21 protein-coding genes are annotated in these 22,153 nt (G+C 59.4%); 5 read left to right on the top strand and 16 right to left on the bottom strand.

The features are described from left to right. Positions 1–128: 128 nt before the first annotated feature. The 3 genes from ACM6IV_RS17420 to ACM6IV_RS17410 form a co-directional block, all read right to left on the bottom strand. Positions 129–1,235, bottom strand: coding sequence for an NADH:flavin oxidoreductase/NADH oxidase (locus ACM6IV_RS17420; protein WP_414870941.1), 1,107 nt, complete (start codon positions 1,233–1,235; stop codon positions 129–131). Between the two features lie 267 nt (positions 1,236–1,502). After that, positions 1,503–3,212, bottom strand: a complete 1,710-nt coding sequence (recJ, locus tag ACM6IV_RS17415) for a single-stranded-DNA-specific exonuclease RecJ (protein ID WP_414870940.1) — start codon at positions 3,210–3,212, stop codon at positions 1,503–1,505. A gap of 55 nt (positions 3,213–3,267) precedes the next feature. Next, a complete protein-coding gene (locus tag ACM6IV_RS17410) occupies positions 3,268–3,810 on the bottom strand; it encodes a YaeQ family protein (protein WP_414870939.1) in 543 nt (180 codons plus the stop codon). A gap of 146 nt (positions 3,811–3,956) precedes the next feature. Between ACM6IV_RS17410 and ACM6IV_RS17405 the strand changes: the two genes are divergently transcribed. Continuing rightward, positions 3,957–5,156, top strand: coding sequence for a CaiB/BaiF CoA transferase family protein (locus tag ACM6IV_RS17405; RefSeq protein ID WP_414870938.1), 1,200 nt, complete (start codon positions 3,957–3,959; stop codon positions 5,154–5,156). Then, positions 5,083–6,063: a TIGR02285 family protein gene (locus ACM6IV_RS17400; RefSeq protein WP_414870937.1), complete on the top strand. Its 981-nt coding sequence runs from the start codon at positions 5,083–5,085 to the stop codon at positions 6,061–6,063. Before ACM6IV_RS17405 ends, ACM6IV_RS17400 begins: the two co-directional genes overlap by 74 nt. A gap of 176 nt (positions 6,064–6,239) precedes the next feature. Here ACM6IV_RS17400 and ACM6IV_RS17395 read toward each other — a convergent pair whose 3' ends face one another. The 7 genes from ACM6IV_RS17395 to xerD all read right to left on the bottom strand — a co-directional run bounded on the left by ACM6IV_RS17395 (position 6,240) and on the right by xerD (position 13,500). After that, positions 6,240–6,521, bottom strand: a complete 282-nt coding sequence (locus tag ACM6IV_RS17395) for a DUF3509 domain-containing protein (protein ID WP_414870936.1) — start codon at positions 6,519–6,521, stop codon at positions 6,240–6,242. 166 nt (positions 6,522–6,687) lie between these two features. Beyond that, positions 6,688–7,095, bottom strand: coding sequence for a response regulator (locus ACM6IV_RS17390; protein WP_414870935.1), 408 nt, complete (start codon positions 7,093–7,095; stop codon positions 6,688–6,690). A gap of 116 nt (positions 7,096–7,211) precedes the next feature. Further along, on the bottom strand, positions 7,212–8,585 hold the full coding sequence (locus ACM6IV_RS17385; RefSeq protein ID WP_414870934.1) for a transporter substrate-binding domain-containing protein: 1,374 nt from the start codon (positions 8,583–8,585) through the stop codon (positions 7,212–7,214). 120 nt (positions 8,586–8,705) lie between these two features. Continuing rightward, positions 8,706–10,115 (bottom strand): threonine synthase, encoded by a 1,410-nt coding sequence (thrC, locus tag ACM6IV_RS17380; RefSeq protein ID WP_414870933.1) that lies wholly within the window; start codon positions 10,113–10,115, stop codon positions 8,706–8,708. A gap of 66 nt (positions 10,116–10,181) precedes the next feature. Then, a complete protein-coding gene (locus ACM6IV_RS17375; protein ID WP_414870932.1) occupies positions 10,182–11,486 on the bottom strand; it encodes a homoserine dehydrogenase in 1,305 nt (434 codons plus the stop codon). 130 nt (positions 11,487–11,616) lie between these two features. Further along, positions 11,617–12,348 (bottom strand): bifunctional protein-disulfide isomerase/oxidoreductase DsbC, encoded by a 732-nt coding sequence (gene dsbC, locus ACM6IV_RS17370; RefSeq protein ID WP_122609598.1) that lies wholly within the window; start codon positions 12,346–12,348, stop codon positions 11,617–11,619. Positions 12,349–12,603: 255 nt separating this feature from the next. Further along, positions 12,604–13,500, bottom strand: coding sequence for a site-specific tyrosine recombinase XerD (gene xerD / locus ACM6IV_RS17365; protein ID WP_414870931.1), 897 nt, complete (start codon positions 13,498–13,500; stop codon positions 12,604–12,606). A gap of 108 nt (positions 13,501–13,608) precedes the next feature. Between xerD and ACM6IV_RS17360 the strand changes: the two genes are divergently transcribed. Next, entirely contained in the window at positions 13,609–15,417 is a 1,809-nt protein-coding gene (locus ACM6IV_RS17360; protein WP_414870930.1) for a cation:proton antiporter, read from the top strand. A 118-nt stretch (positions 15,418–15,535) separates the two neighbouring features. Here ACM6IV_RS17360 and ACM6IV_RS17355 read toward each other — a convergent pair whose 3' ends face one another. The 6 genes from ACM6IV_RS17355 to ffh form a co-directional block, all read right to left on the bottom strand. After that, positions 15,536–15,949, bottom strand: a complete 414-nt coding sequence (locus ACM6IV_RS17355) for an acyl-CoA thioesterase (protein WP_007908981.1) — start codon at positions 15,947–15,949, stop codon at positions 15,536–15,538. Between the two features lie 91 nt (positions 15,950–16,040). Further along, entirely contained in the window at positions 16,041–16,391 is a 351-nt protein-coding gene (gene rplS / locus ACM6IV_RS17350; protein WP_003175895.1) for a 50S ribosomal protein L19, read from the bottom strand. 45 nt (positions 16,392–16,436) lie between these two features. Next, entirely contained in the window at positions 16,437–17,189 is a 753-nt protein-coding gene (gene trmD, locus ACM6IV_RS17345) for a tRNA (guanosine(37)-N1)-methyltransferase TrmD (protein ID WP_008081628.1), read from the bottom strand. Between the two features lie 2 nt (positions 17,190–17,191). Further along, positions 17,192–17,728 (bottom strand): ribosome maturation factor RimM, encoded by a 537-nt coding sequence (gene rimM / locus ACM6IV_RS17340; RefSeq protein ID WP_085688896.1) that lies wholly within the window; start codon positions 17,726–17,728, stop codon positions 17,192–17,194. 5 nt (positions 17,729–17,733) lie between these two features. Continuing rightward, positions 17,734–17,985 (bottom strand): 30S ribosomal protein S16, encoded by a 252-nt coding sequence (gene rpsP / locus ACM6IV_RS17335; RefSeq protein WP_003185073.1) that lies wholly within the window; start codon positions 17,983–17,985, stop codon positions 17,734–17,736. 310 nt (positions 17,986–18,295) lie between these two features. After that, positions 18,296–19,672 (bottom strand): signal recognition particle protein, encoded by a 1,377-nt coding sequence (ffh, locus tag ACM6IV_RS17330; protein ID WP_126360492.1) that lies wholly within the window; start codon positions 19,670–19,672, stop codon positions 18,296–18,298. 210 nt (positions 19,673–19,882) lie between these two features. Between ffh and ACM6IV_RS17325 the strand changes: the two genes are divergently transcribed. Both ACM6IV_RS17325 and ACM6IV_RS17320 read left to right on the top strand, forming a co-directional pair. Continuing rightward, complete coding sequence (locus ACM6IV_RS17325; RefSeq protein WP_414870929.1) at positions 19,883–20,695, top strand: inner membrane protein YpjD; 813 nt, start codon at positions 19,883–19,885, stop codon at positions 20,693–20,695. A 12-nt stretch (positions 20,696–20,707) separates the two neighbouring features. Then, positions 20,708–21,949, top strand: a complete 1,242-nt coding sequence (locus ACM6IV_RS17320; RefSeq protein ID WP_414870928.1) for a transporter associated domain-containing protein — start codon at positions 20,708–20,710, stop codon at positions 21,947–21,949. Positions 21,950–22,153: the final 204 nt, after the last annotated feature.

Here is a 22,153-nt window from a genome sequence, read left to right as displayed (position 1 = left end):
ACGACACATGCCCCTTGTAGGAGTGAGCCGGCTCGCGATAGCGTCCGATCAGGCAACGCAACGACAACCAGACAAAACAAAGCCCCGGCCATCACTGACCGGGGCTTTTTTGCTTTACCGCTACCGACTCAATCGCGCAAATCAGACTCATGAATCGGCTGATCACGATGGGTCGCGCGCTGATACTGCGCCGGCCACACCGCTTTGCGCCCACCCAGATCATCGTCGGCATGCAGCGGCCAGTACGGATCACGCAGCAGCTCGCGAGCGAGGAAGATGATGTCGGCCTGACAGGTGCGCAGAATATGCTCGGCCTGCGCCGGCTCGGTAATCATTCCGACCGTACCGGTGGCGATGCCTGACTCTTTGCGCACTCGTTCGGCGAAGCGCGTCTGATAACCCGGACCGACCGGAATTTCCGCGTTGGCCGCCGTCCCACCCGACGACACATCAATCAGGTCCGCGCCCAAGGTGTGCAGGCGTCGCGCCAGCTCCACGGTTTCATCCGGGTTCCAGCCGTCCTCTACCCAGTCCGTGGCCGACACGCGGACAAACACCGGCAATTCCTCAGGCCAGACCGCCCTCACCGCTTCAGTGACCTGTAGCACCAGACGAATGCGGTTTTCAAACGAACCACCGTATTGATCACGACGCTGATTGCTCAACGGCGAAAGAAACTGATGCAGCAGATAACCATGCGCTGCGTGCACTTCAACCACGCTGAAACCCGCCTTCAGTGCGCGTTTGGCGGCATCGACAAAGGCCTGGATGACACCAGCAATCTGCCCTTCATCCAGCTGTTTCGGTTGCGTGTGTTGCGGATCAAAAGCAATCGGCGACGGCCCGACCGGGGTCCAGCCGCCATCCTCCGGTTTGACGCTGCCATGCTTGCCGATCCACGGCCGATGGGTGCTGGCCTTGCGCCCGGCGTGGGCCAGTTGAATGCCGGCGACCGCGCCTTGAGCGGTGATGAAGCGGGTGATGCGTTGCAGCGGTTCGATCTGTTCGTCGTTCCACAGGCCCAGGTCTTCGGCGGTGATCCGCCCGTCGGCCGTGACTGCCGTGGCTTCGGTAAATACCAGACCCGCGCCACCTACCGCGCGACTGCCGAGGTGTACCAGATGCCAGTCGTTGGCCAGGCCATCGACGCTCGAGTATTGGCACATCGGTGAGACGGCGATGCGGTTGGGCAGGGTCAGTTGGCGCAGGGTGAAGGGTTCAAGCAGCAGACTCATGGGGCACCTCTCAAATCAGTGGGCAGGCTCCAGGGTTCTGTTTGAATAGTCGACGAGTGACAGGAAAAAGATGCAGCACCCGCCCCCGCGGGCAAAAAATTCGACAAGATGTCACAAGGCCAATCAAGCAGTGCTTAGAGCCTAGTCGACAACCGGGGATGAGGGAGGGTTCAGAGTGATTCAGTGTGTGAACGGACGCTTTCGCGAGCAAGCCCGCTCCCACAGGGATATGCATTCCAAATGTGGGCGAGCCTGCTCGCGAAGGACTTAACGCGGTTCGATGTGGGCAATCATCAACTGAACCGTCTCATTCCCACGAAACTCATTAACGTCGAGCTTGTAAGCCAATTCAACCCACTGAATCGTCGGATTCGGCCAGATATCGCGGTCAATGCCAAAAGCGATGCCATCCAGCTTCACCGAGCCACACTCGCTCTTCAGCACCACTTTCAGATGCCGTTCACCGACCACACGCTGCTCGACCAACTGGAACACACCATGGAACAGCGGTTCCGGGAAATGCTGTCCCCAAGGCCCGGCGTGGCGCAGAGCCCGGGCCAGTTCGAGGTGGAACTCTTCAACCGCCAGCGTGCCATCGGTCAGCATGCGCCCGGTCAGGTCGTCTTCGCGAAGTTGCCTACGCACTTCAGCGTCGAATGCTTCAGCGAAAAGCGGAAAATTCTCCTGCTGCAAGGTCAGGCCCGCCGCCATCGCGTGGCCACCGTACTTGGCGATCAGGTTCGGATGTTGCGCCGCCACCACGCTCAAGGCATCACGAATGTGGAAGCCTTGTACCGAACGCCCCGAGCCCTTGAGCAAACCGTCACCGGCATCAGCGAAGGCAATGGTCGGACGGAAATAACGCTCTTTCATCCGCGACGCGAGAATACCGATCACGCCCTGGTGCCATTCCGGATCGAACAGGCAAAGACCAAACGGCATCGACTCCACCGGCAAGTCCTTGAGCTGCGCCAGCGCCTCGCGCTGCATGCCCTGCTCGATGGATTTGCGATCCTGGTTCATGCCGTCCAGTTGCGCGGCCATTTCCCGGGCCAGGCTGGCGTCGGCGGTGAGCAGGCATTCGATGCCCAGGCTCATGTCATCCAGACGCCCGGCGGCATTCAGGCGTGGGCCGACGATAAAACCCAGATCGGTAGACGTAATGCGTGCAGCGTCTCGCTTGGCCACTTCAAGGATCGCTTTGATCCCCGGCCGCGCACGTCCGGCGCGAATTCGTTCCAGGCCCTGATGCACCAGAATCCGGTTGTTGGCGTCGAGCGGCACCACGTCAGCGACGCTGCCCAGCGCCACCAGATCAAGCAGTTCGCCGATGTTCGGCTGCGGTTTGCTCTCGTACCAGCCAAGGCTGCGCAAACGCGCGCGCAACGCCATCAACACATAGAAAATCACCCCCACACCGGCCAGCGCCTTGCTCGGGAATTCGCAACCGGGCTGGTTCGGATTGACCAGCGCATCGGCCAACGGCAGCTCATCGCCGGGCAAGTGGTGGTCGGTGATCAGTACTTTGAGGCCCGCCTTCTTGGCAGCGGCCACGCCTTCGACGCTGGAGATGCCGTTGTCGACGGTGATCAGCAACTGCGGCTCGCGAGTCAAAGCGACTTCGACGATTTCCGGGGTCAGGCCGTAGCCATATTCGAAGCGGTTCGGCACCAGATAGTCGACGTGCGCCGCGCCCAACAAGCGCAAACCGAGCATGCCGACGGTACTGGCCGTCGCCCCGTCCGCGTCGAAGTCGCCGACGATCAGAATCCGCTGGCGTTGCTCCAGCGCCGTCACCAGCAGGTCTACCGCTGCATCGATGCCCTTGAGCTGCTGGAACGGGATCAACCGCGCCAGGCTCTTGTCCAGTTCCGCCTCGGACTGCACGCCCCGCGCCGCGTACAAACGGGTCAGCAAGGGCGGTAGGTCACCGAGAAACGGCAGAGTGGCAGGCAGTTGACGAGGTTCGATACGCATGGGGTGACGGAGACTTCTCTTGTTTACGTGGGATTATTCCAGTAGAGGCGCGGGATCAGCCGCGCTCACCTTGCAGCCATTGCAACTGGACTTCGTGCTGACCACGGTCATCGGTGACGAAGATCGTGCCTTCGCTGATCATCACATCCCACTTGATAACGCGGGGCATGTCCTTGGCCAGGGTTTCCAGCACTTCTTGCGGAACCGCAGCGATGTTGACGTTTTTCAGGTTCTTGATCGCCGGGATCACTTTGGTTTCCCAAACGCGCAGGCTGCCGTAAGCCAGCAGGCTGGTGCGCTCGGTGCGGCGCGAGCACCAGGTCAGACGGTCGGCATCGGGCTGGCCGACTTCGATCCAGTGCAGGACACGGTCATCCAGGCTCTTTTCCCACAGCGCAGGTTCATCCACGTCCGACAGACCACGGCCAAACGACAGCTGCTCGTTGTACCAGAGCGCGTAGGCCAGCAGTCGTACGGTCATGCGCTCTTCGGTTTCCGAAGGGTGACGGGCGATGGTCTGCTTGACGTTCTCGTAGACACTGCGGTCGAGGTCGGTAAGGTTCAGTTCAAACTTGTAGGTAGTGGACGGCTGGGCCATGAACGGGCTTCTTGATACGAGGAAAGTCGGCAAGTCTAACCGATGCGGTAGGCAATCATCGAATTGATGGCGATCAAGCTGCGGCGTCTGACAGCCGGCTATGTTAAAACGCTGTATCCGCTCAGCCTCGTCCTACAGGATTTCGCATGCCGTTCACCAGCAAACCACTCTCGGGTCTGAAAGTCATTGAATTGGGTACGTTGATTGCCGGGCCGTTTGCCTCGCGCATTTGCGGCGAGTTCGGCGCCGAAGTGATCAAGATCGAGTCGCCGGACGGCGGTGATCCCCTGCGCAAATGGCGAAAACTCTATGAAGGCACGTCGTTGTGGTGGTTCGTCCAGGCACGCAACAAGAAATCGCTGACCCTGAACCTGAAACATCCTGACGGTTTGGCGATCCTGAAAAAACTGCTCAGTGAAGCGGACATCCTCATCGAGAACTTCCGTCCCGGCGTGCTGGAAAAACTCGGCCTGGGCTGGGAAACCCTGCACGCCTTGAACCCGAAACTGGTCATGGTGCGCCTGTCCGGTTTTGGCCAGACCGGGCCGATGAAGGATCAGCCGGGCTTCGGTGCGGTGGGCGAGTCCATGGGTGGTTTGCGTTATATCACCGGGTTCGAAGACCGACCGCCGGTGCGTACCGGGATTTCCATCGGCGATTCGATTGCCGCGCTGTGGGGCGTGATCGGCGCACTGATGGCGCTGCGTCATCGCGAAGTCAACGGCGGCACCGGACAGGTCGTCGATGTCGCGTTGTATGAGGCCATTTTCGCGATGATGGAAAGCATGGTGCCGGAGTTCGACGTGTTCGGTTTCATCCGCGAGCGCACCGGCAACATCATGCCCGGCATCACCCCCTCCTCCATCCACACCAGCGCCGATGGCAAGCACGTGCAGATCGGCGCCAACGGTGACGCGATCTTCAAACGCTTCATGCTGATCATCGGCCGCGTAGACCTGGCCAACGATCCGACACTGGCCAGCAATGACGGACGCGATAGTCGCCGCGACGAGTTGTATGGCGTGATTGATCGTTGGGTTAATGCGTTGCCGCTGCAAACCGTGCTCGATCTGCTCAATCAGGCCGAGGTGCCGGTCAGCCGGATCTTCAGCGCCGAGGACATGTTCAACGATCCGCAGTACCTCGCCCGAGAGATGTTCCTGCATGCCAAACTGCCCGGCGGCAAAGACTTCAAGATGCCGGGCATTGTGCCGAAACTGTCTGAGACACCCGGCAGTTCAGAATGGGTCGGACCGCAACTGGGTGAACACAATGCGCAGGTACTTCACGGGCTTGGCTACGACGAGAGACAGATCGCCAAGTTGCGCGAAGAGGGAGCCATTTAAGCTGCAGCGCCGGCAGAGATCGCACGGCAACCGCGCCCACCACTGGTGGACGTGGCGGTTGTTCGGGCTGTTGTTTTTGCTCACGCTGTCAACCGGAGCGCAGGCAAAACCGAAGCTGATCTGGTTGCTGCGCGACTTGCCGCCCATGACCATTTTCGAAGGCCCGAAAAAGGACCAGGGCGTGATCGACCAACTGATGCCGCAGCTGATCGCCGGCATGCCGCAATACGAACACACGCTGATGCGAGTCAATCGTGCCCGCGGTCTGCAGATGCTGCACGAAAACCCGTTTGCCTGTGACCCCGCGCTGCTGTGGAACAAGGAGCGCGCGCAATGGGTGGCGTACTCGATTCCGGCAATCCGCGCGGTGAGCAATGGCTTGGTGGTGCGCCAGCAGGATCGCGCGGTGCTTGATCCTTTTCTGATCCACGGCGAAGTCAACCTGTCGGCGTTGCTGGCCGCCAGCGAAAGAAAAGTCGGCGTGGTCGCTGAGCGCAGCTATGGCGAATTTATCGATGACATTCTGCATCAGGCGCCCAGTGGTTCACTGACGCCCCATTACGGCAATGATGCGCTGAGCAATCTGCTGTCGATGCAGCGACTGGGACGATTGCAGGTGGTGCTGGGTTACTGGCCGGAGATTCGCTACCAGGCGAAACAAGCGCAGATCGCCGAGGATGAACTGGAGTTCTACCCGATTCGCGGCACGGAAAAATATCTATCGAGTTACGTGGCCTGTTCCGACACCGCCCAGGGACGCCAGGCCATCAGCGAGATCAATCGACTGCTGCGCACGCTGCCCCACGACTACCTCAATCAGCTATATGCCGCGTGGCTGGATCCCGAGCGCCAGAGGGACTATCTGGAAAAAGCCCGCACATTCTTCGACCATCAAGCTGCGCAGTAGGCAAATCGCAGGCAAAAGAAACCCCGAGAAGTGGGGAGACGACTCGGGGTTAAACGTGGCCTACATAAAGACCCGTAGCAGCAAGCGACAAGCACCGGAGCACAATGCTTGATCCTGCTGTTACGGGGTCTGACTGACAGGGATGCAGGAAGGTTCCCACAAAAAATATTTCATCTTTACAGCGCCGCACGTTTGTCCAGCGCAGCGTTGCGCAATGCCGCGATCACACAGGGTTCCAGCCGTCCTTCCGCAATCAGGACGTCGCGGTGCAAGCCGTCAACGACATCGGTCAGTTGGCGCTTGTCGGCCAGTTGTGCCTGATTGAATTCACGTTCCACCACAATGGCGCCGTGACTGTTCTTCAAGGTCACCAGGCATTCGCCATGGGAACCGCTTGGAGACAACGAAACCTGATACGGGCTCAGAGCCTCACCGAGCAATAGACTGATACTTTCCATCTCGATCTCCACTCAATAGTCCGAAAACTGTGTGCCTGGGGCGTGTTCACAATAAATGACCACCGGCCCGAGAAGAAAGTTCTGCATACCGACGGCCCCGTTTCCGGAGTGTCACCGGTCTGTCAGAGCATGCACGGCGAAGATGACAGAAAAATAACCGTATCCGTCAAGCGCCGACAGGTGGCGAAGCGGCGCTCAGGTAACTGTCGAGCAAACCGCGCATCAGCACCGCCGAGACCGGGGTTTGCAGACGTCCCAGCAGCTTGAGGCGGTTTTCACGCAGCAAAGGCTCGAGGTCGTTCAGCAGGCTTGGCGCCACCGTCCCCAGCAGGATCAGCGCACGCGCCTCGTGCTGAACCGCCAGATGATGAATCAGCGCCAGGCCATCGCCGCCCTTGAGTTGCGGATCGCAAATCGCAATATCGACCGCACCGCGATGGCCCAGCGAAGCCAGGGCCGATGCCAGCGACGGCGCCGTCAGTACGTCATAGATGCCAATGGCATTGAGCATTTGATGCAATGCCATCAGCTGGAATGGATTGGGTTCAAGTATCAGGACTTTAAGCGAGCGCATAAGCGACCTCTGAAGCGACAATCGCGGACTCTCACCGCAGTGGTTGACACTCTAGGGCAGCCGTCCTAAGCCTCCCATCGGAAAAGTAGCCGCGTCCTATAGGACATTTCCCATCTTCATTGCAGACATCGACACCCGCTCTCTGTCCGGCGCTGGGTGATGTCGGTCCAGCCGCCCAGAAGTCCACGCAATTTGCCGTCGGCACTGTAGAACGGCACCGTCCACTGATAGATCTCACGGGATCCGTTCGTGAACTGCAGTCGCCGTTTGCTGAAGCGCGATTTGCGCGTGCGCAACTGCACCATGAATTCGTCGTGCAACATCAGCGCCGTGGCCTGCGGCAGCGCGTCAACTTCGATCAGCAACTTCCCCAGCACCTGATCCAGCCGAATCGACAAGGCCTCTTCATAACTGCGATTGCACATGATCAGCCGCCCTTGCAGGTCGCGGACGAACACCGGATCCGGCATGGAATCGATCAGCGCGTGCTGAAACGCCAGTTGATCACCCAAGTCCTTCTCGGCGGCGCGGCGCAGTTTGATCACGGCCGTCAGTCGCCTATTCCATATCAGTGACAACAGGCCAAACACGCCGAGTCCGCCCATGCCCCAGCAGCCCCATTCGAGCATCTGCTGCCAGATCGACGGCACAGGCGCCGGTGCAACACCTTCCAGCCATTTCAAGCGAATCGCCCGCAATTCCGCCGCAGGAAAGGCCTCAAGGGCCTTGTTGAGAATACTCAGCAGCACCGGCATGCCTTTGCGCACAGCGAGGTTATCGGCTTCCCACTTGCCTTCGACCAGACCGCCCACTTTGAGCAATCCCAAAGGGTAAAGCTGCGCGCCGATTTCGTTTTCGATGGTGGCATAGGCGTCACCGCTCTCGACCAGCGCCCGTGCTTCAGCGTAGGTCTTGACCGAGCGAATCTCGATCGAGGGGTAGTCACGCCTGATCATGTCCTCCAGCGCATGCCGGGCCGGCAGCACCACCACGCGTTTGCTCAATTGCTCGAAGGATTCCAGCCGCGGGGCATCGGCGCGGCCGACAAACACCCAGCCCGCCCCACCGAATGCGTGGCTGTAATCCAGAAATGCCTTGCGCTCTTCGCTCATGGCCAGGGTCGTACTGATATCCGCCGCTCCACTGGCCAGACGCTCGAGCATGTGATCGGTGGAAAACGACTCCTGATGCACGAACTGCAGCCCGGTCATCGCCGCCACACGCTTGAGCACATCGTTGTTCAAGCCGCTCCACTGCCCGTGCTCATCTTGGAACAGATACAACGGGTATTGCACCGACGTCACCGTTACTTTGGGGTTGTCGCGAATCCACTGGCGCTCATGGGCAGCCAGTTCGATGGGCTGCACACTGGACGCTGCGGCATCGTTATGCAGCGCCAGTTGTGCAGCCCCACTGCTGCGCATCAACCCCAGCAATCCGAACAAGAACACCCCAACCAGTGCCGGTTTCAAACCTCTATAAAACAGCATTGCCACTTCCTTCGTGATCGACTCACCCGTCCTACGTGGGTGAAAACCCGACCAGTGTGGCAGCAGAAACAAAAAAGCCCGTCAGGAGACGGGCTTCAAAATGTGACAGCTTTTACTGACTTACAGCGGCTTGCCGCGGTTGCCATGCTGGCTGACAAAGGCTTGCACGGCTTTCAGCTCATTTGGCAAAACAGTGCAACGCTCGTTTCGCTCAAACAAATCAGAAAGATGTGCAGGTAGCTCGAGTGCTTTTCCTACACCGGCCTTCTCTACCGCATCCGGGAATTTCACCGGATGTGCGGTGCCGAGAATCACCATCGGGATGTCGAGGCTGCGACGGCATTCGCGCGCAGCCTTGACGCCGATGGCGGTGTGCGGATCCAGCACTTCACCGGTCTGCTCGTAGACTTCGGCGATGGTTTCGCACGTCTGCGCATCGTCCACGGCCAGCGAGTCGAACAGTTTGCGGGCTTCGGTCCAGCGTTCTTGTTCGACGCTGAAACCGCCACCCTGCCTGAACGTGTCCATCAGGCCGGCGATGGCCGCGCCGTTGCGACCGTGCAGGTCGAACAGCAGGCGTTCGAAGTTCGACGACACCATGATGTCCATCGACGGCGACAGCGTGGCGTGCAGGGTTTCCTTGACGTACTGATTGCCGCTCATGAAGCGGTGCAGAATGTCGTTACGGTTGGTGGCGACGATCAACTGGTTGATCGGCAGGCCCATGTTGCGCGCCAGGTAACCGGCGAAGATGTCGCCGAAGTTACCGGTCGGCACCGAGAACGACACCGAGCGCGCGGGGCCGCCCAACTGCAGGGCCGCGTGGAAGTAGTAGACGATCTGGGCCATGATCCGCGCCCAGTTGATCGAGTTCACTGCCACCAGGCGCGTGCCTTTGAGGAAACTCTGGTCGGCAAAGCTGTTCTTGACCATTTCCTGGCAGTCATCGAAGTTGCCTTCGATGGCGATGTTGTGGATGTTCTCGCCGAAAATCGTGGTCATCTGCCGACGCTGCACTTCGGACACGCGGTTGTGCGGGTGCAGGATGAAGATGTCGACATTTTCGCAGTGCTTGCAGCCTTCGATGGCGGCCGAACCGGTATCACCGGAGGTGGCGCCAACGATCACCACGCGCTCGCCGCGCTTTTCCAGCACGTAGTCGAGCAGGCGACCGAGCAGCTGCAGAGCGAAGTCCTTGAACGCCAGGGTCGGGCCGTGGAACAACTCCAGTACCCATTCATTGCCATTCAGCTGACGCAGCGGCGCAACAGCGCTGTGGGCGAACACACCGTAGGTTTCTTCAAGGATCTTTTTGAAATCGGCATCCGGAATGCTGCCGGTAACGAACGGACGCATGACGCGGAAAGCCAGTTCGTGATACGGCAGGCCGGCCCAGGAAGCGATTTCTTCCTGAGTGAAACGTGGCAGGTTTTCTGGAACGTACAAACCGCCGTCGGTGGCGAGACCGGCCAGCAGGACGTCTTCGAAATTCAGGGCCGGTGCCTGGCCGCGGGTACTGATGTAACGCATGACTGACTCCAATGGAGAGTGTTCACAACAGCGACCCCGCTCACGGGGCCGGTGCAGGACAACGACTTAGTTCAGGTGCTCGACGCGGATCCGTACAACCGGACCGTCGACGCCAGCCAGTGCTTCAAGGGCAGTGATCGCATCGTTGATGCGCTGCTCGACCACGCGGTGGGTCAGCAGGATCATCGGCACCAGACCGTCATGCTCTTCGACTTCTTTCTGCATGATCGATTCGATATTGATGCCGCGTTCCGACAGGATGCTCGCCACCTGAGCCAATACGCCCGGATGGTCCTTGGCCTGAATGCGCAGGTAGTAAGCGCTTTCACAGGCTTCGATCGGCAGGATCGGATGGGCCGACAGCGAATCCGGCTGGAAGGCCAGATGCGGCACGCGGTTTTCCGGATCGGAAGTCATGGCGCGAACCACGTCGACCAGATCGGCGATGACCGACGAAGCGGTCGGCTCCATGCCGGCGCCAGCGCCGTAGAACAGCGTCGAACCGGCGGCGTCGCCGTTGACCATCACCGCGTTCATCACGCCGTTGACGTTGGCGATCAGGCGATCGGCCGGGATCAGCGTCGGGTGCACGCGCAACTCGATGCCGGCAGCAGTGCTGCGCGCCACGCCGAGGTGCTTGATGCGGTAGCCCAATGCTTCGGCGTAGTTGACGTCGGCGGTGGTCAGCTTGGTGATGCCTTCGGTGTAAGCCTTGTCGAATTGCAGCGGAATGCCGAACGCGATGGAGGCCAGGATCGTCAGCTTGTGCGCGGCGTCGATGCCTTCCACGTCGAAGGTCGGATCGGCTTCGGCGTAGCCCAGTGCCTGAGCTTCGGCCAGCACGTCTTCGAAGGTACGGCCCTTCTCGCGCATTTCGGTAAGGATGAAGTTGCCGGTGCCGTTGATGATCCCGGCGACCCAGTTGATGCGGTTGGCGGACAGGCCTTCGCGGATCGCCTTGATCACCGGAATGCCACCGGCCACGGCCGCTTCGAACGCCACGATCACGCCTTTCTCGCGAGCCTTGGCGAAAATTTCATTACCGTGAACGGCAATCAGAGCCTTGTTCGCGGTGACCACATGCTTGCCATTCTCGATGGCCTTGAGTACCAGCTCGCGGGCAACGGTGTAGCCGCCCATCAGCTCTATGACGATGTCGATCTCAGGGTTCGTGGCCACTTCGAAGACATCGTTGGTAATCGCAATACCGGTCGTCTGGAACTGAGGCTTTGGCGTGCGCATGGCAATTTGTGCCACTTCGATTCCACGCCCGGCACGACGAGCAATTTCCTCGGCGTTGCGCTGAAGTACGTTGAAGGTACCGCCACCGACGGTCCCTAACCCACAGATGCCTACTTTGACCGGATTCACTGTGAACTCCCCATAAAACGGCCGACGCGGAGTCGGCCGGAAAACAACCGCGTGCTCGCGGCTCTCTATTGATGGTCCGGCGATGTGACCACCGGACCATGATCGCCACGGCTGCCCGTGACGATGCGAATCACTTCGCGCCCAGCGCCAGTTTGGCGACTTGTGGCGCAGGCTGGTAGCCCGGAATCACTTGCCCGTCAGCCAAAACGATGGCCGGCGTGCCGTTCACCCCGATCGACTGCCCCAGGGCGAACTGTTTGGAAACCGGGTTATCGCACTTGGCGGCCTTGATTTCCTTGCCATCGACCATTTTGTCCATGGCGGCTTTCTTGTCTTTCGAGCACCACACGGCCTGCAATTGTTCATCACCCGGCGAGTTCAGACCCTGGCGCGGGAACGCTACATAGCGCACTTCGATGCCGCGCTTGTTCAGCTCAGGCACTTCGGCGTGCAGCTTGTGGCAGTACGGGCAGGTGGTGTCGGTAAACACGGTGATGTGCGATTTGGTTTCGCCCACGGCCGGGTACACCACGGTTTCGGCCACCGGGATGGCATTGATCAGTTTGGAGATGCCCAGACGCTCGGTCTTCTCGGTCAGGTTGACCGGTTTGCCGTCCTTGAGCTGGAACAGGTAACCCTGAACGATGTACTGGCCATCGGCGCTGGCGTACAGCACGCGGCTGCCCTTGAGCTTGACTTCATACATGCCCGGCAACGGGCTGGCATTGATGCTTTCGACCGGGACCTCGAGTTCGAGTTTTTCCAGGCTTTGACGAATGGCTTTGTCGGCCGCGTCATCGGCGACGGCAAAGGTGCTGACCAACGCAATGGCTGCGGCGGCGAAAATCTGGGTCAGACGCATGAGAACTCCTGAAGGCGGACAAATGGAACAATCAGAACGCCAGTGCCGTAACACCGGGTCATAACCGTCCATCGTGCAAACCGGCAAAGCCTAACACATAAGGCCACGGTGGCCGAATGCGCCTGTCGCCATAGATTTTGAGAGCACTGAAGAACCTGTAGGAGTGAGCCTGCTCGCGATAGCGGTCCTTCATTCAGCAGTGTGTCTTCAGGAATACCGCTATCGCGAGCAGGCTCACTCCTACAGGGATTTCGTTCAACCTCTTGGATGGTGTTTGGCGTGCAGGTCTTGCAGGCGGGCGCGGGCGACGTGGGTGTAGATCTGCGTTGTTGAGAGGTCGCTGTGCCCCAGCAACATCTGCACCACGCGCAAATCCGCGCCGTGGTTGAGCAGGTGCGTGGCAAACGCGTGACGCAAGGTGTGCGGCGACAGCGACTTGCCGATTCCGGCGACCTTGGCCTGATGCTTGATCCGGTGCCAGAAGGTCTGACGGGTCATTTGCTCGCCGCGCTGACTGGGAAACAGCACATCGCTGGGCCGGCCACCGAGCAATTCACCACGACCGTCGCGCATATAGCGCTCGACCCAGACAATCGCCTCTTCGCCCATCGGCACCAGCCGCTCCTTGCTGCCTTTGCCCATTACCCGCAGCACGCCCTGGCGAAGGTTGACCTGCTCCAGCGTCAGGCTCACCAGTTCGGTCACCCGCAGCCCGCAGGCATATAGCACTTCGAGCATGGCGCGGTCACGCTGGCCGATGGCTTCGCTCAGGTCCGGCGCCTTGAGCAGCGCCTCGACATCGGCTTCCGACAAGGATTTGGGCAATGGCCTGCCCAATTGCGGCATGTCGACGCGCAATGTCGGGTCGACGTTGATCATTTTTTCCCGCAGCAGATAGCGATAAAAGCCACGCACACCGGAGAGAAATCTCGCGGTGGAACGTGGTTTGTAGTTCTGCTCCAGACGCCAGGCCAAATGATCGAGGATCAGTTCGCGACCGGCATTGATCAATTCCAGATTCTTCTCCTGCAACCAGCCATTGAACAGCGCCAGATCACTGCGATAGGCGCCGCGGGTGTTGTCGGACAGGCCTTTCTCCAGCCACAAGGCGTCGAGGAATTGGTCAATCAGCGGATGGTCGATGGCAGGCATGGGCGCTCAAGTCACACAGCCTCAAGGACTGTGCGCAAATGTAGAGTGAACTGTAGGAATGGGCGCTAGTCTTTCATAGCCCGCTAATTCAAGGAACAGGGAGCATCAATGAACGAGCAGCAAATTCTCTTGGCATTTGGCGGGATTGGCGCGGCGGCGCTGGGTTGCCAATGGCTGGCCTGGCGCCTGAAGCTGCCGGCGATTCTGTTTCTGTTATTGACGGGGATTCTGGTCGGCCCGGTGCTGGGCTGGCTCGACCCGCAGGAGATGTTCGGGCCGCTGCTGATGCCGCTGGTATCGCTGGCCGTTGCGTTGATCTTGTTCGAAGGCAGCCTGACCCTGCACCTGTCGGAGTGGAAAGAGATCGGCAGCGTCGTTCATCGCCTGGTAACCCTTGGCGCGATCTCGACCTGGATTGTCATTGCGGTCGCCACGCACTTCCTGCTCGGTTTCGACTGGATGCTGGCCATCCTGTTCGGCAGTCTGACGCTGGTCACCGGCCCGACGGTGATCGTGCCGATGCTGCGGGTGGTGCGACCGAAAGCCTCGATCGCCAACATTCTGCGCTGGGAAGGCATCGTCATCGACCCGATCGGCGCCCTCCTCGCCGTGGTGGTTTATAGTTTCATCATTGCCAGCGCCGAAGGGCACGGTCTCAAGCAGAGCCTGTTCACCTTTGGCGGCGTGATTCTCTGTGGCGCGGTGTTCGGCATTGTCGGTGGCTGGCTGCTCGGCACGGTGATCCGTCGGCAATGGCTGCCCGAGTATCTGCATAACCTCGCCTCGCTCGCGGCGGTGCTGGGGATTTTCATTGCATCCAACGCAGTGATGCATGAATCCGGTCTGCTGGCGGTGACATTGATGGGCATGTGGCTGGCGAACATGAAGGGCGTGGATGTGCGGCACATCCTGCACTTCAAGGAAAACCTCAGCGTGCTGCTGATTTCCGGGCTGTTCATTCTGCTGGCGGCGCGCCTCGATTTGTACGCGTTGATCGGACTGGGGCCGCTGGTGCTGATTCTGCTGCTGGTGATTCAACTGATCGCTCGACCGCTGAATGTGCTGCTCAGCACGGCCGGTTCCAGCTTGAGTTGGCGTGAGCGCGCATTGCTGTGCTGGATTGCGCCGCGCGGGATCGTCGCGGCGGCGGTGTCGGCGATTTTCGCGATTCGCCTGCACGAGGCCGGGCACGAGGGCGCATTACTGCTGGTACCGCTGACGTTTGCAGTGATCATCGGCACGGTGGTCCTGCAAAGCGCGACCGCACGCCCGTTGGCGCGATTGCTCAAGGTCGCGGAGCCAGCGCCGAGCGGTTTCCTGATTGTCGGCGCGAACGGCCCGGCGCGGGAGCTGGGCAAGTCGCTGCAGCAACTGGGCAGCCGCGTGCTGCTTACCGATTCGAGTTGGGAAAACATTCGTGCGGCGCGCATGGAAGGTTTGCCGACGTATTTTGGCAACCCGGCCTCGCAGCATGCTGACGCACATCTGGATCTCGTCGGGCTGGGGCATTTGCTCGCGCTGTCGCCGTCGGGTGAACTCAATACTTTGGCAGCGATGCGCTTTCGGCACGATTTCGGCCATCAGCGGTTGTTTGGCCTGGCCAGCGGTCATGAAAGCCGTCGCAGTGACAAGCACCGCGCCAGCCTTGAACATCGCGGCAATCAGCTCGGCAGCGACGCGTTTACCTACGCGAAACTGGCCAGCCAGATAGGCCAGGGTGCCGAGCTGTACAGCACGACCCTGACGGATGGCTTTGGCTGGGAGGATTACCGCGCGCTGCATGGTAATCGCGCCACGTTGTTGTTCATGCGCGATGACAGTGGCTGGGTGCATGTGGTGACACCGGAAACTGCTTTGAAACCGGGATCCGGGTGGACGCTGCTGGCGTTGATTCAGCCGGAGGTCAGCGGCGCCTGAGCTGACGCATTCGCGAGCAAGCTCGCTCCCACAGGTTCTGTGCCGGACACAAATTGTGTGTTCACCCCGATCACTGTGGGAGCGAGCTTGCTCGCGAATGGCGCGACTCGATATCAGATCAGGCCGCAAAACCCGGCAGCACCGGTACCGGCCGCTTGTCATCGTCAATGGCGACGAAACTGAACTGCCCATGAATCGCCTTCTCGCGGCCATCACAGCTCATGCTCTCGACAAACACTTCCACCTCGACCTTGAGGCTGGTGTTGCCGACCTTGATCACCTTCCCGACCAGCTCAACGATTGAGCCAGCCGGGATCGCATGATTGAAGTCGATGCGGTCCGTGGACACGGTCACCAATGGCAAGCGGCAGAAGCGCGTGGCGGTAATGAAGGAGACTTCATCCATCCACGCCAGCGCGGTGCCGCCGAACAGGGTGTTGTGGTGATTAGTGGTCGGCGGGAAGACGGCTTTGGTTACGCGGGTCACCGACAGTTCGGTACGGCGCTGGATTTCCTGGTCGCGGGTGGTCATGGTTATGGCCTGAAACGAAAATACGGTAAATAAATTCCGGGCAACAAAAAAGCAGCCCGTAGGCTGCTTTTTTCTGCATCGGAAGCTGGACTTAAGCCAGTTTTTCCTTGATGCGAGCTGCTTTACCCGACAGGTCGCGCAGGTAGTACAGCTTGGCTTTACGTACGTCACCGCGACGTTTAACAGCCATGCTGTCGATCTGCGGGGAGTAGGTCTGGAAAGTACGTTCTACGCCAACACCGTTGGAGATTTTACGAACGGTGAACGCACTGTTCACGCCGCGGTTACGCTTGGCGATTACAACGCCTTCGAACGCTTGCAGACGGGAACGATCGCCTTCCTTCACTTTCACCTGAACGACAATAGTGTCGCCTGGGGCGAAGGTAGGGATTTCTTTGGTCATCTGCTCTGCTTCGAGTGCAAGGATGATTTTGTTGGTCATGCTGTGCTCCTAAGGTAAATCGTTCGATCTACCATCGATACGTTGTTAACTATCGTCCCGCTCGCGGATGTATTCCTCGAGCAGCTTCTTCTCTTCTCCAGAAAGCGAGCGGCTTTCCAGAAGATCGGCGCGTCGTTCAAAGGTCCTGCCAAGGGACTGCTGTAAACGCCAACGCCGGATATGCGCGTGATTGCCACTCAGCAACACGTCGGGAACACGCTGATCCGCATACACCTCAGGTCGGGTGTAGTGCGGGCAATCCAGCAGACCATCCGTAAAGGAATCTTCCTCAGCGGAATCCGCATGCCCTAAAGCTCCAGGCAGCAGTCGTGTAACCGCATCGATCAGGACCATGGCCGGCAGCTCGCCGCCAGACAGTACATAGTCGCCAATCGACCACTCTTCATCGACATGAGCCTCAATAAAGCGCTCGTCAATGCCTTCATAGCGGCCGGCAATCAGGATCAATGCATCCGATTGTGCCAGCTCGCGTACCGCCGACTGAGTCAGTTGACGGCCTTGGGGGGACAGGTAAATCACCTTCGCCGCCTCCCCGGCTGCTGCCTTGGCCTGAACCAGAGCATCTTCCAGGGGCTTGATCTTCATCACCATGCCCGGACCACCGCCAAACGGGCGATCGTCCACAGTGTGATGCCGATCCGTCGTGTAATCTCGCGGATTCCAACAGGTCAGCTGCAAGAGCCCCTGTTTGACCGCACGACTGGTGATGCCGTAGTCGCCGATGGCGGAAAACATTTCGGGAAACAAACTGATCACTTCTACGCGCAAATTAGCCACGTTTAGAAGTCCGCGTCCCAATCCACCTTCATCTCGCCCGCGGCCAGGTCGACGGCCAACACGCATTGCTCCGTATAGGGCAACAGGCGTTCGCGATCATCCAGGCTGCCAGCGCAAGGCTTGACGACCATTACATCATTGGCGCCGGTTTCCAGAAGATGATCGATTTTCCCGAGCAATTGCCCAAGGGTGTCGATGACCTTCAGACCTTCCAGCTGGTACCAGTAGTACTCGCCTTCGGTCAATTCAGCGAACAGGTTGCGCGGCACGCAGATCTCATAACCGGCCAGAAGACGAGCTTCTTCACGATCATCGAGACCCTTGAGCTTTGCGACCAGGAACTTGTCGCTCCCGCGTCCACTGACCAGCTCGACCTGTTTCACATTGCCTTCGCGCTTGAGCGTCCAGGTTTTGTACTGCAACAGGTTTTCAGTCGGATCAGTAAAGGAATAAACCTTCACTTCGCCGCGAACGCCATGAACAGAATAAATTTTGCCAATAACGATCAAATCATCGGCAACAGCAGGCGTCGCGTTCATATTGCTCAGGCCGCAGCCTTGGCAGATTCCTTCAACAACTGAGCAACGCGCTCAGAAGGTTGTGCACCAACGCTCAGCCAGTAGGCTACGCGCTCTTGGTTCACGGACAGACGGATTTCCTGACCACGGGCAACAGGGTTGAAGAAACCAACCTGTTCTTTGTGGGAGCCGTCACGCGGGTTACGCGAGTCGGTTACGGTCAGGTGGTAAAACGGGCGCTTTTTGGAGCCGCCAAGGGCAAGACGGATTGTTAGCATGTGAACATCGTTCCTGTAGTCGGTGCTGCAAATCTAAATGCACAGCGGGCATGGGTGCCCGAAAGGCCGCATATTCTAAGGAATATCCGGACTTTTGCAAATGACTTTTTCCGGCGCCTATGGCATGCCGTGCGGATTTGCATAGAGAGCCGTCGATGAAAACGGCCAATCAGCTCCCGCCGAGTGCGGGTTTGCTGTTGATCCTGCGTCCTTGCAGGGTCTGCGCCGGTGCGACGACCGGCGAAGTCTAGTCTTCTGTTTCACCCGTTTCGCTCACTTTTGGCGAGCAGAACGGGTGAGACGGGACACCTCACATCTTTGGCATGCCGCCGCCGGGCAACATTCCGCCCATGCCGCGCATCATTTTCGCCATTCCGCCTTTGGCGGTGAATTTCTTCATCATCTTCTGCATCTGCTTGTGCTGCTTGATCAAGCGGCCGATGTCCTGCACCTGGGTGCCGGAACCCATGGCGATCCGACGCTTGCGCGAACCGCTGATCAGCTCAGGGTCACGGCGCTCTGCCGGGGTCATGGAGTTGATGATGGCTTCCATCTGCTTGAATTGCTTCTCTGCGGCATTCTGGGCATTGCCCATCTGCGACAGGTTGACGCCGCCGATGCTCGGCAGTTTGTCCATGAGCCCGCCGAGTCCGCCCATGTTTTTCATCTGTTGCAGCTGATCGCGGAAGTCTTCGAGGTCGAAGCCCTTGCCCTTCTTCAGCTTTTTGGCCAGTTTGTCGGCCTTGTCCTTGTCGAGAGTCGCTTCGGCCTGTTCGATCAGGCTGAGCACGTCGCCCATGCCGAGGATGCGTGAAGCGATACGTTCAGGATGGAACGGGTCGAGCGCTTCACTCTTCTCGCCCATACCGATGAACTTGATCGGCTTGCCGGTGATGGCACGCACCGACAGGGCGGCACCGCCACGGGCGTCGCCGTCGACCTTGGTCAGGATCACACCGGTCAGCGGCAGGGCATCACCGAAGGCCTTGGCCGTGTTGGCCGCGTCCTGACCGGTCATGGCGTCGACCACGAACAGGGTTTCGACCGGGTTGATCGCGGCGTGCAATGCCTTGATCTCGCCCATCATCTCTTCGTCGATGTGCAGACGACCGGCGGTGTCGACGATGACCACGTCGATGAATTTCAGTTTTGCTTCTTTAATAGCAGCAGTGGCGATGTCGACCGGCTTCTGGCTCAGGTCGGACGGGAAGAACGTCACACCGATGTCGCTGGCCAGGGTTTCCAGCTGTTTGATCGCCGCAGGACGGTAAATGTCCGCCGACACGACCATGACCGACTTTTTCTTGCGCTCTTTAAGGAAGCGCGCCAGTTTGCCAGCTGTGGTGGTTTTACCCGCACCTTGCAGACCGGCCATCAGGATCACGGCCGGCGGCACAGCGCTCAGGTTCAGATCTTCGTTGGCCGCGCCCATCAGGCTTTCGAGTTCGGCCTGGACAATCTTCACGAACGCCTGGCCCGGCGTCAGGCTGCGCGACACCTCGGTGCCGACAGCGCGCTCCTTGACCGAATTGACGAAGTCCTTGACCACCGGCAGGGCGACGTCGGCTTCGAGCAACGCCATGCGCACTTCACGCAGGGTGTCTTTGATATTGTCCTCGGTCAGCTTCGCCTTGCCGGTGACATGGCGCAGCGTCTGCGAGAGACGGTCGGTTAAGTTTTCAAACATTGCGCGATCCTTTCAGGCCCTGTGTAGACCGGGATAATGGCGGCCCAGACCGGAATCAACATGTGCTCGGCGAGCCTGCGGCGTGGGCAGGTCGCGGATTATAGCGAAGACTGCGCCCGGCGGACACCTCGCCGTCAGCTTGCCGAGTCTTTCGTGCGATAGCGGTTCTATGCCAAACTCAGCGTCTTTCGGGCCTGCCTAACAGGATTTATGCTCCCCTTGTCACCCAGTTTACTGACCACCCTCGCCGCCGCCCTTTTTTATGCCGCTGCGACCCTGTATCAAAGTACCCGCTTGGCCACTGGCGCCAAGGCGAACAAGCGCCTGTTGGTTGGCCTTGGCGTTTTCGCCGTGGTGGCCCACGCCGCCAGCCTGCTCACGCATCTGCTGACGCCGATCGGCCTGGGCCTGGATTTCTTCAGCGCCTCCAGCCTGATTGCCGCGGCAGTGATTGCGCTGACACTGATTGCCTGCTCGCGGATCCCGGTAGAGAACCTGCTGGTGCTGCTGTTCCCGCTGGGCGCGATCACCGTGCTGCTGGCGCAGTTCGCGCCGACCGGCACCGTGCAGGTCATCGATGAAGAGCCGGGCATCCTCGCGCACATTCTGTTGTCGATCCTCGCCTACGGCATGTTCACCATCGCGGTGTTCCAGGCCTTGTTGCTGCTGGTGCAAGACCACCAACTCAAGCACAAGCACCCGTCCGGGCTGATCAAGAACTTCCCGCCGCTGCAAACCATGGAAAGCCTGCTGTTCGGCTTCCTCTGGGCCGGCTGGACCCTGCTGTCGCTGTCGCTGATCTCCGGCTGGCTGTTCGTCGAAAACCTGTTCGCCCAGCATCTGGTACACAAGACCCTGCTGGCGTGCCTGGCCTGGATCGTGTTCAGCGTGCTGCTGTGGGGGCGCAATCGCCTCGGCTGGCGCGGTCACAAGGCGATTCGCTGGACCCTCGCCGGTTTCTGCCTGCTGATGTTGGCGTACTTTGGCAGCAAACTGGTTCGTGAATACATCCTGCACATCTGACGGGCGGCATAAATGGACGGTTTGCCCCTAGGGCCGATGCTCGCGGTATTTGTCCTGCTGATTTTGTGGTCAGGGCTGTTTACCGCCGTCGAAATCGCGCAGCAACATTTGCTCGCGCAACGCACCGCCTCGCGCGCCAGCGATAAACCACTGGCGACGCTGAGCTTCCCGCTCGACAGCCTTATTCTCTGCAATACCCTGTGCCGTGCTCTCGCGGTCGTCATCGCGACGTTGCTGGCGATTTTCCTCTGCGAAGAAAACGGTCCCTGGGCCGCTTGCCTCGGCGCCGGCGCGATTCTGCTGGTGTTTGCCGATTACTTCCCGCGTTCGGTTGCCCGGCGCTACCCGGATGCAGTGTTGGCGTTCGGCAACACCTTGCTGGCCGTGCCGCTGAAGATCGTTTATCCGTTGGCCTGGCTGTTCAGCCGTATCAGCGGTCTGCTGATGACTCCGTTTGCGCGCAAGGTTCAGGTGGTGCAGCAAAGCGAAGATGACTCGCCTGCCGACCGGTATGACGATGAAGAGCATCCGGTCCGCGCGCACCCGGTTTCGGGTATTCATGCACTGGACAACATCACGGTCAACGACATTCTGGTACCGCGCAGTGACGTTGATGGCATCAACCTCGACGATTCGATCGAAGAAATCATCGAACAACTGCGCCATAACAAGCGCACACGCCTGCCGGTGTTCCATAGCGACATCAATCAGGTTGAGGCGGTGCTCAACACGCGGCAGATCCATCATCTGCTGAACAACGGTGATCTGACGCGCGAAGCGCTGCTGGCCGCCAGTTACGAGCCGTACTTCGTGCCGGAAAGCACGCCATTGCAATTGCAGTTGCTGAACTTCCACAAGCAACAGCGGCGCCTGGGGATGGTGGTCGACGAGTACGGCGAAGTACTCGGCATCGTTACCCTGGAAGACATTCTCGAAGAAATCGTCGGCGAGTTTGAAAGCGAGCATAGCCTGGATAACCCGCATATTCATCCGCAGGCGGATGGGCGAATGGTGATCGATGGCACGGCGTCGATCCGAGAGCTGAACAAGTGCCTGGGCTGGCATTTGCCGAGCGACGGGCCGAAAACCCTCAACGGTCTGGTGACCGAGGCGTTGGAGACGATTCCGGAAAGTGCGGTTTGCTTGAAGATTGGACGCTATCGTCTGGAGATTCTCGAGACCGAAGAGAACCGGGTGAGCAAGGTGTTGATCTGGCATACCTCTTCTGTGCCGGCTTTGGTACCTGCCAGATAACGATCTTTGCTCTTGTTCAATCGTTAGCCCCCTTCCTATAATCGAGACGCTTACCCAAGCGCCGCCGAGCCTCGTGCTTACCCCGCACCCGACAGGCTTCGGCTATTTCCGCTGTACTCCGGCGACTGTTCCTACCTGAAGCAGCGACCGCGCCTCATCCCACATCCCTGGGTGTTCGACCATAATAATTCGCTCCAACGGAGC

Origin of the sequence: Pseudomonas sp. IT-347P (genome assembly GCF_949768005.1) — a bacterium.
GTDB lineage: Bacteria > Pseudomonadota > Gammaproteobacteria > Pseudomonadales > Pseudomonadaceae > Aquipseudomonas.
The sequence above is the reverse complement of the archived record's forward strand: the minus strand, read 5'-3'. Positions and strand labels throughout refer to the sequence as shown.

Coding starts and splice junctions, on each gene's coding strand:
- ACM6IV_RS17320 (WP_414870928.1), top strand. CDS start 20,708: ATGGACGGTTTGCCCCTAGGGCCGATGCTCGCGGTATTTGTCCTGCTG.
- ACM6IV_RS17390 (WP_414870935.1), bottom strand. CDS start 7,095: ATGCGCTCGCTTAAAGTCCTGATACTTGAACCCAATCCATTCCAGCTG.
- xerD (WP_414870931.1), bottom strand. CDS start 13,500: ATGCCTGCCATCGACCATCCGCTGATTGACCAATTCCTCGACGCCTTG.
- rpsP (WP_003185073.1), bottom strand. CDS start 17,985: ATGCTAACAATCCGTCTTGCCCTTGGCGGCTCCAAAAAGCGCCCGTTT.
- ACM6IV_RS17420 (WP_414870941.1), bottom strand. CDS start 1,235: ATGAGTCTGCTGCTTGAACCCTTCACCCTGCGCCAACTGACCCTGCCC.
- ACM6IV_RS17400 (WP_414870937.1), top strand. CDS start 5,083: ATGCGCAGGTACTTCACGGGCTTGGCTACGACGAGAGACAGATCGCCA.
- ffh (WP_126360492.1), bottom strand. CDS start 19,672: ATGTTTGAAAACTTAACCGACCGTCTCTCGCAGACGCTGCGCCATGTC.
- rimM (WP_085688896.1), bottom strand. CDS start 17,728: ATGAACGCGACGCCTGCTGTTGCCGATGATTTGATCGTTATTGGCAAA.
- ACM6IV_RS17385 (WP_414870934.1), bottom strand. CDS start 8,585: ATGCTGTTTTATAGAGGTTTGAAACCGGCACTGGTTGGGGTGTTCTTG.
- rplS (WP_003175895.1), bottom strand. CDS start 16,391: ATGACCAACAAAATCATCCTTGCACTCGAAGCAGAGCAGATGACCAAA.
- ACM6IV_RS17410 (WP_414870939.1), bottom strand. CDS start 3,810: ATGGCCCAGCCGTCCACTACCTACAAGTTTGAACTGAACCTTACCGAC.
- recJ (WP_414870940.1), bottom strand. CDS start 3,212: ATGCGTATCGAACCTCGTCAACTGCCTGCCACTCTGCCGTTTCTCGGT.
- thrC (WP_414870933.1), bottom strand. CDS start 10,115: ATGCGTTACATCAGTACCCGCGGCCAGGCACCGGCCCTGAATTTCGAA.
- ACM6IV_RS17360 (WP_414870930.1), top strand. CDS start 13,609: ATGAACGAGCAGCAAATTCTCTTGGCATTTGGCGGGATTGGCGCGGCG.
- dsbC (WP_122609598.1), bottom strand. CDS start 12,348: ATGCGTCTGACCCAGATTTTCGCCGCCGCAGCCATTGCGTTGGTCAGC.
- ACM6IV_RS17405 (WP_414870938.1), top strand. CDS start 3,957: ATGCCGTTCACCAGCAAACCACTCTCGGGTCTGAAAGTCATTGAATTG.
- ACM6IV_RS17355 (WP_007908981.1), bottom strand. CDS start 15,949: ATGACCACCCGCGACCAGGAAATCCAGCGCCGTACCGAACTGTCGGTG.
- ACM6IV_RS17395 (WP_414870936.1), bottom strand. CDS start 6,521: ATGGAAAGTATCAGTCTATTGCTCGGTGAGGCTCTGAGCCCGTATCAG.
- ACM6IV_RS17325 (WP_414870929.1), top strand. CDS start 19,883: ATGCTCCCCTTGTCACCCAGTTTACTGACCACCCTCGCCGCCGCCCTT.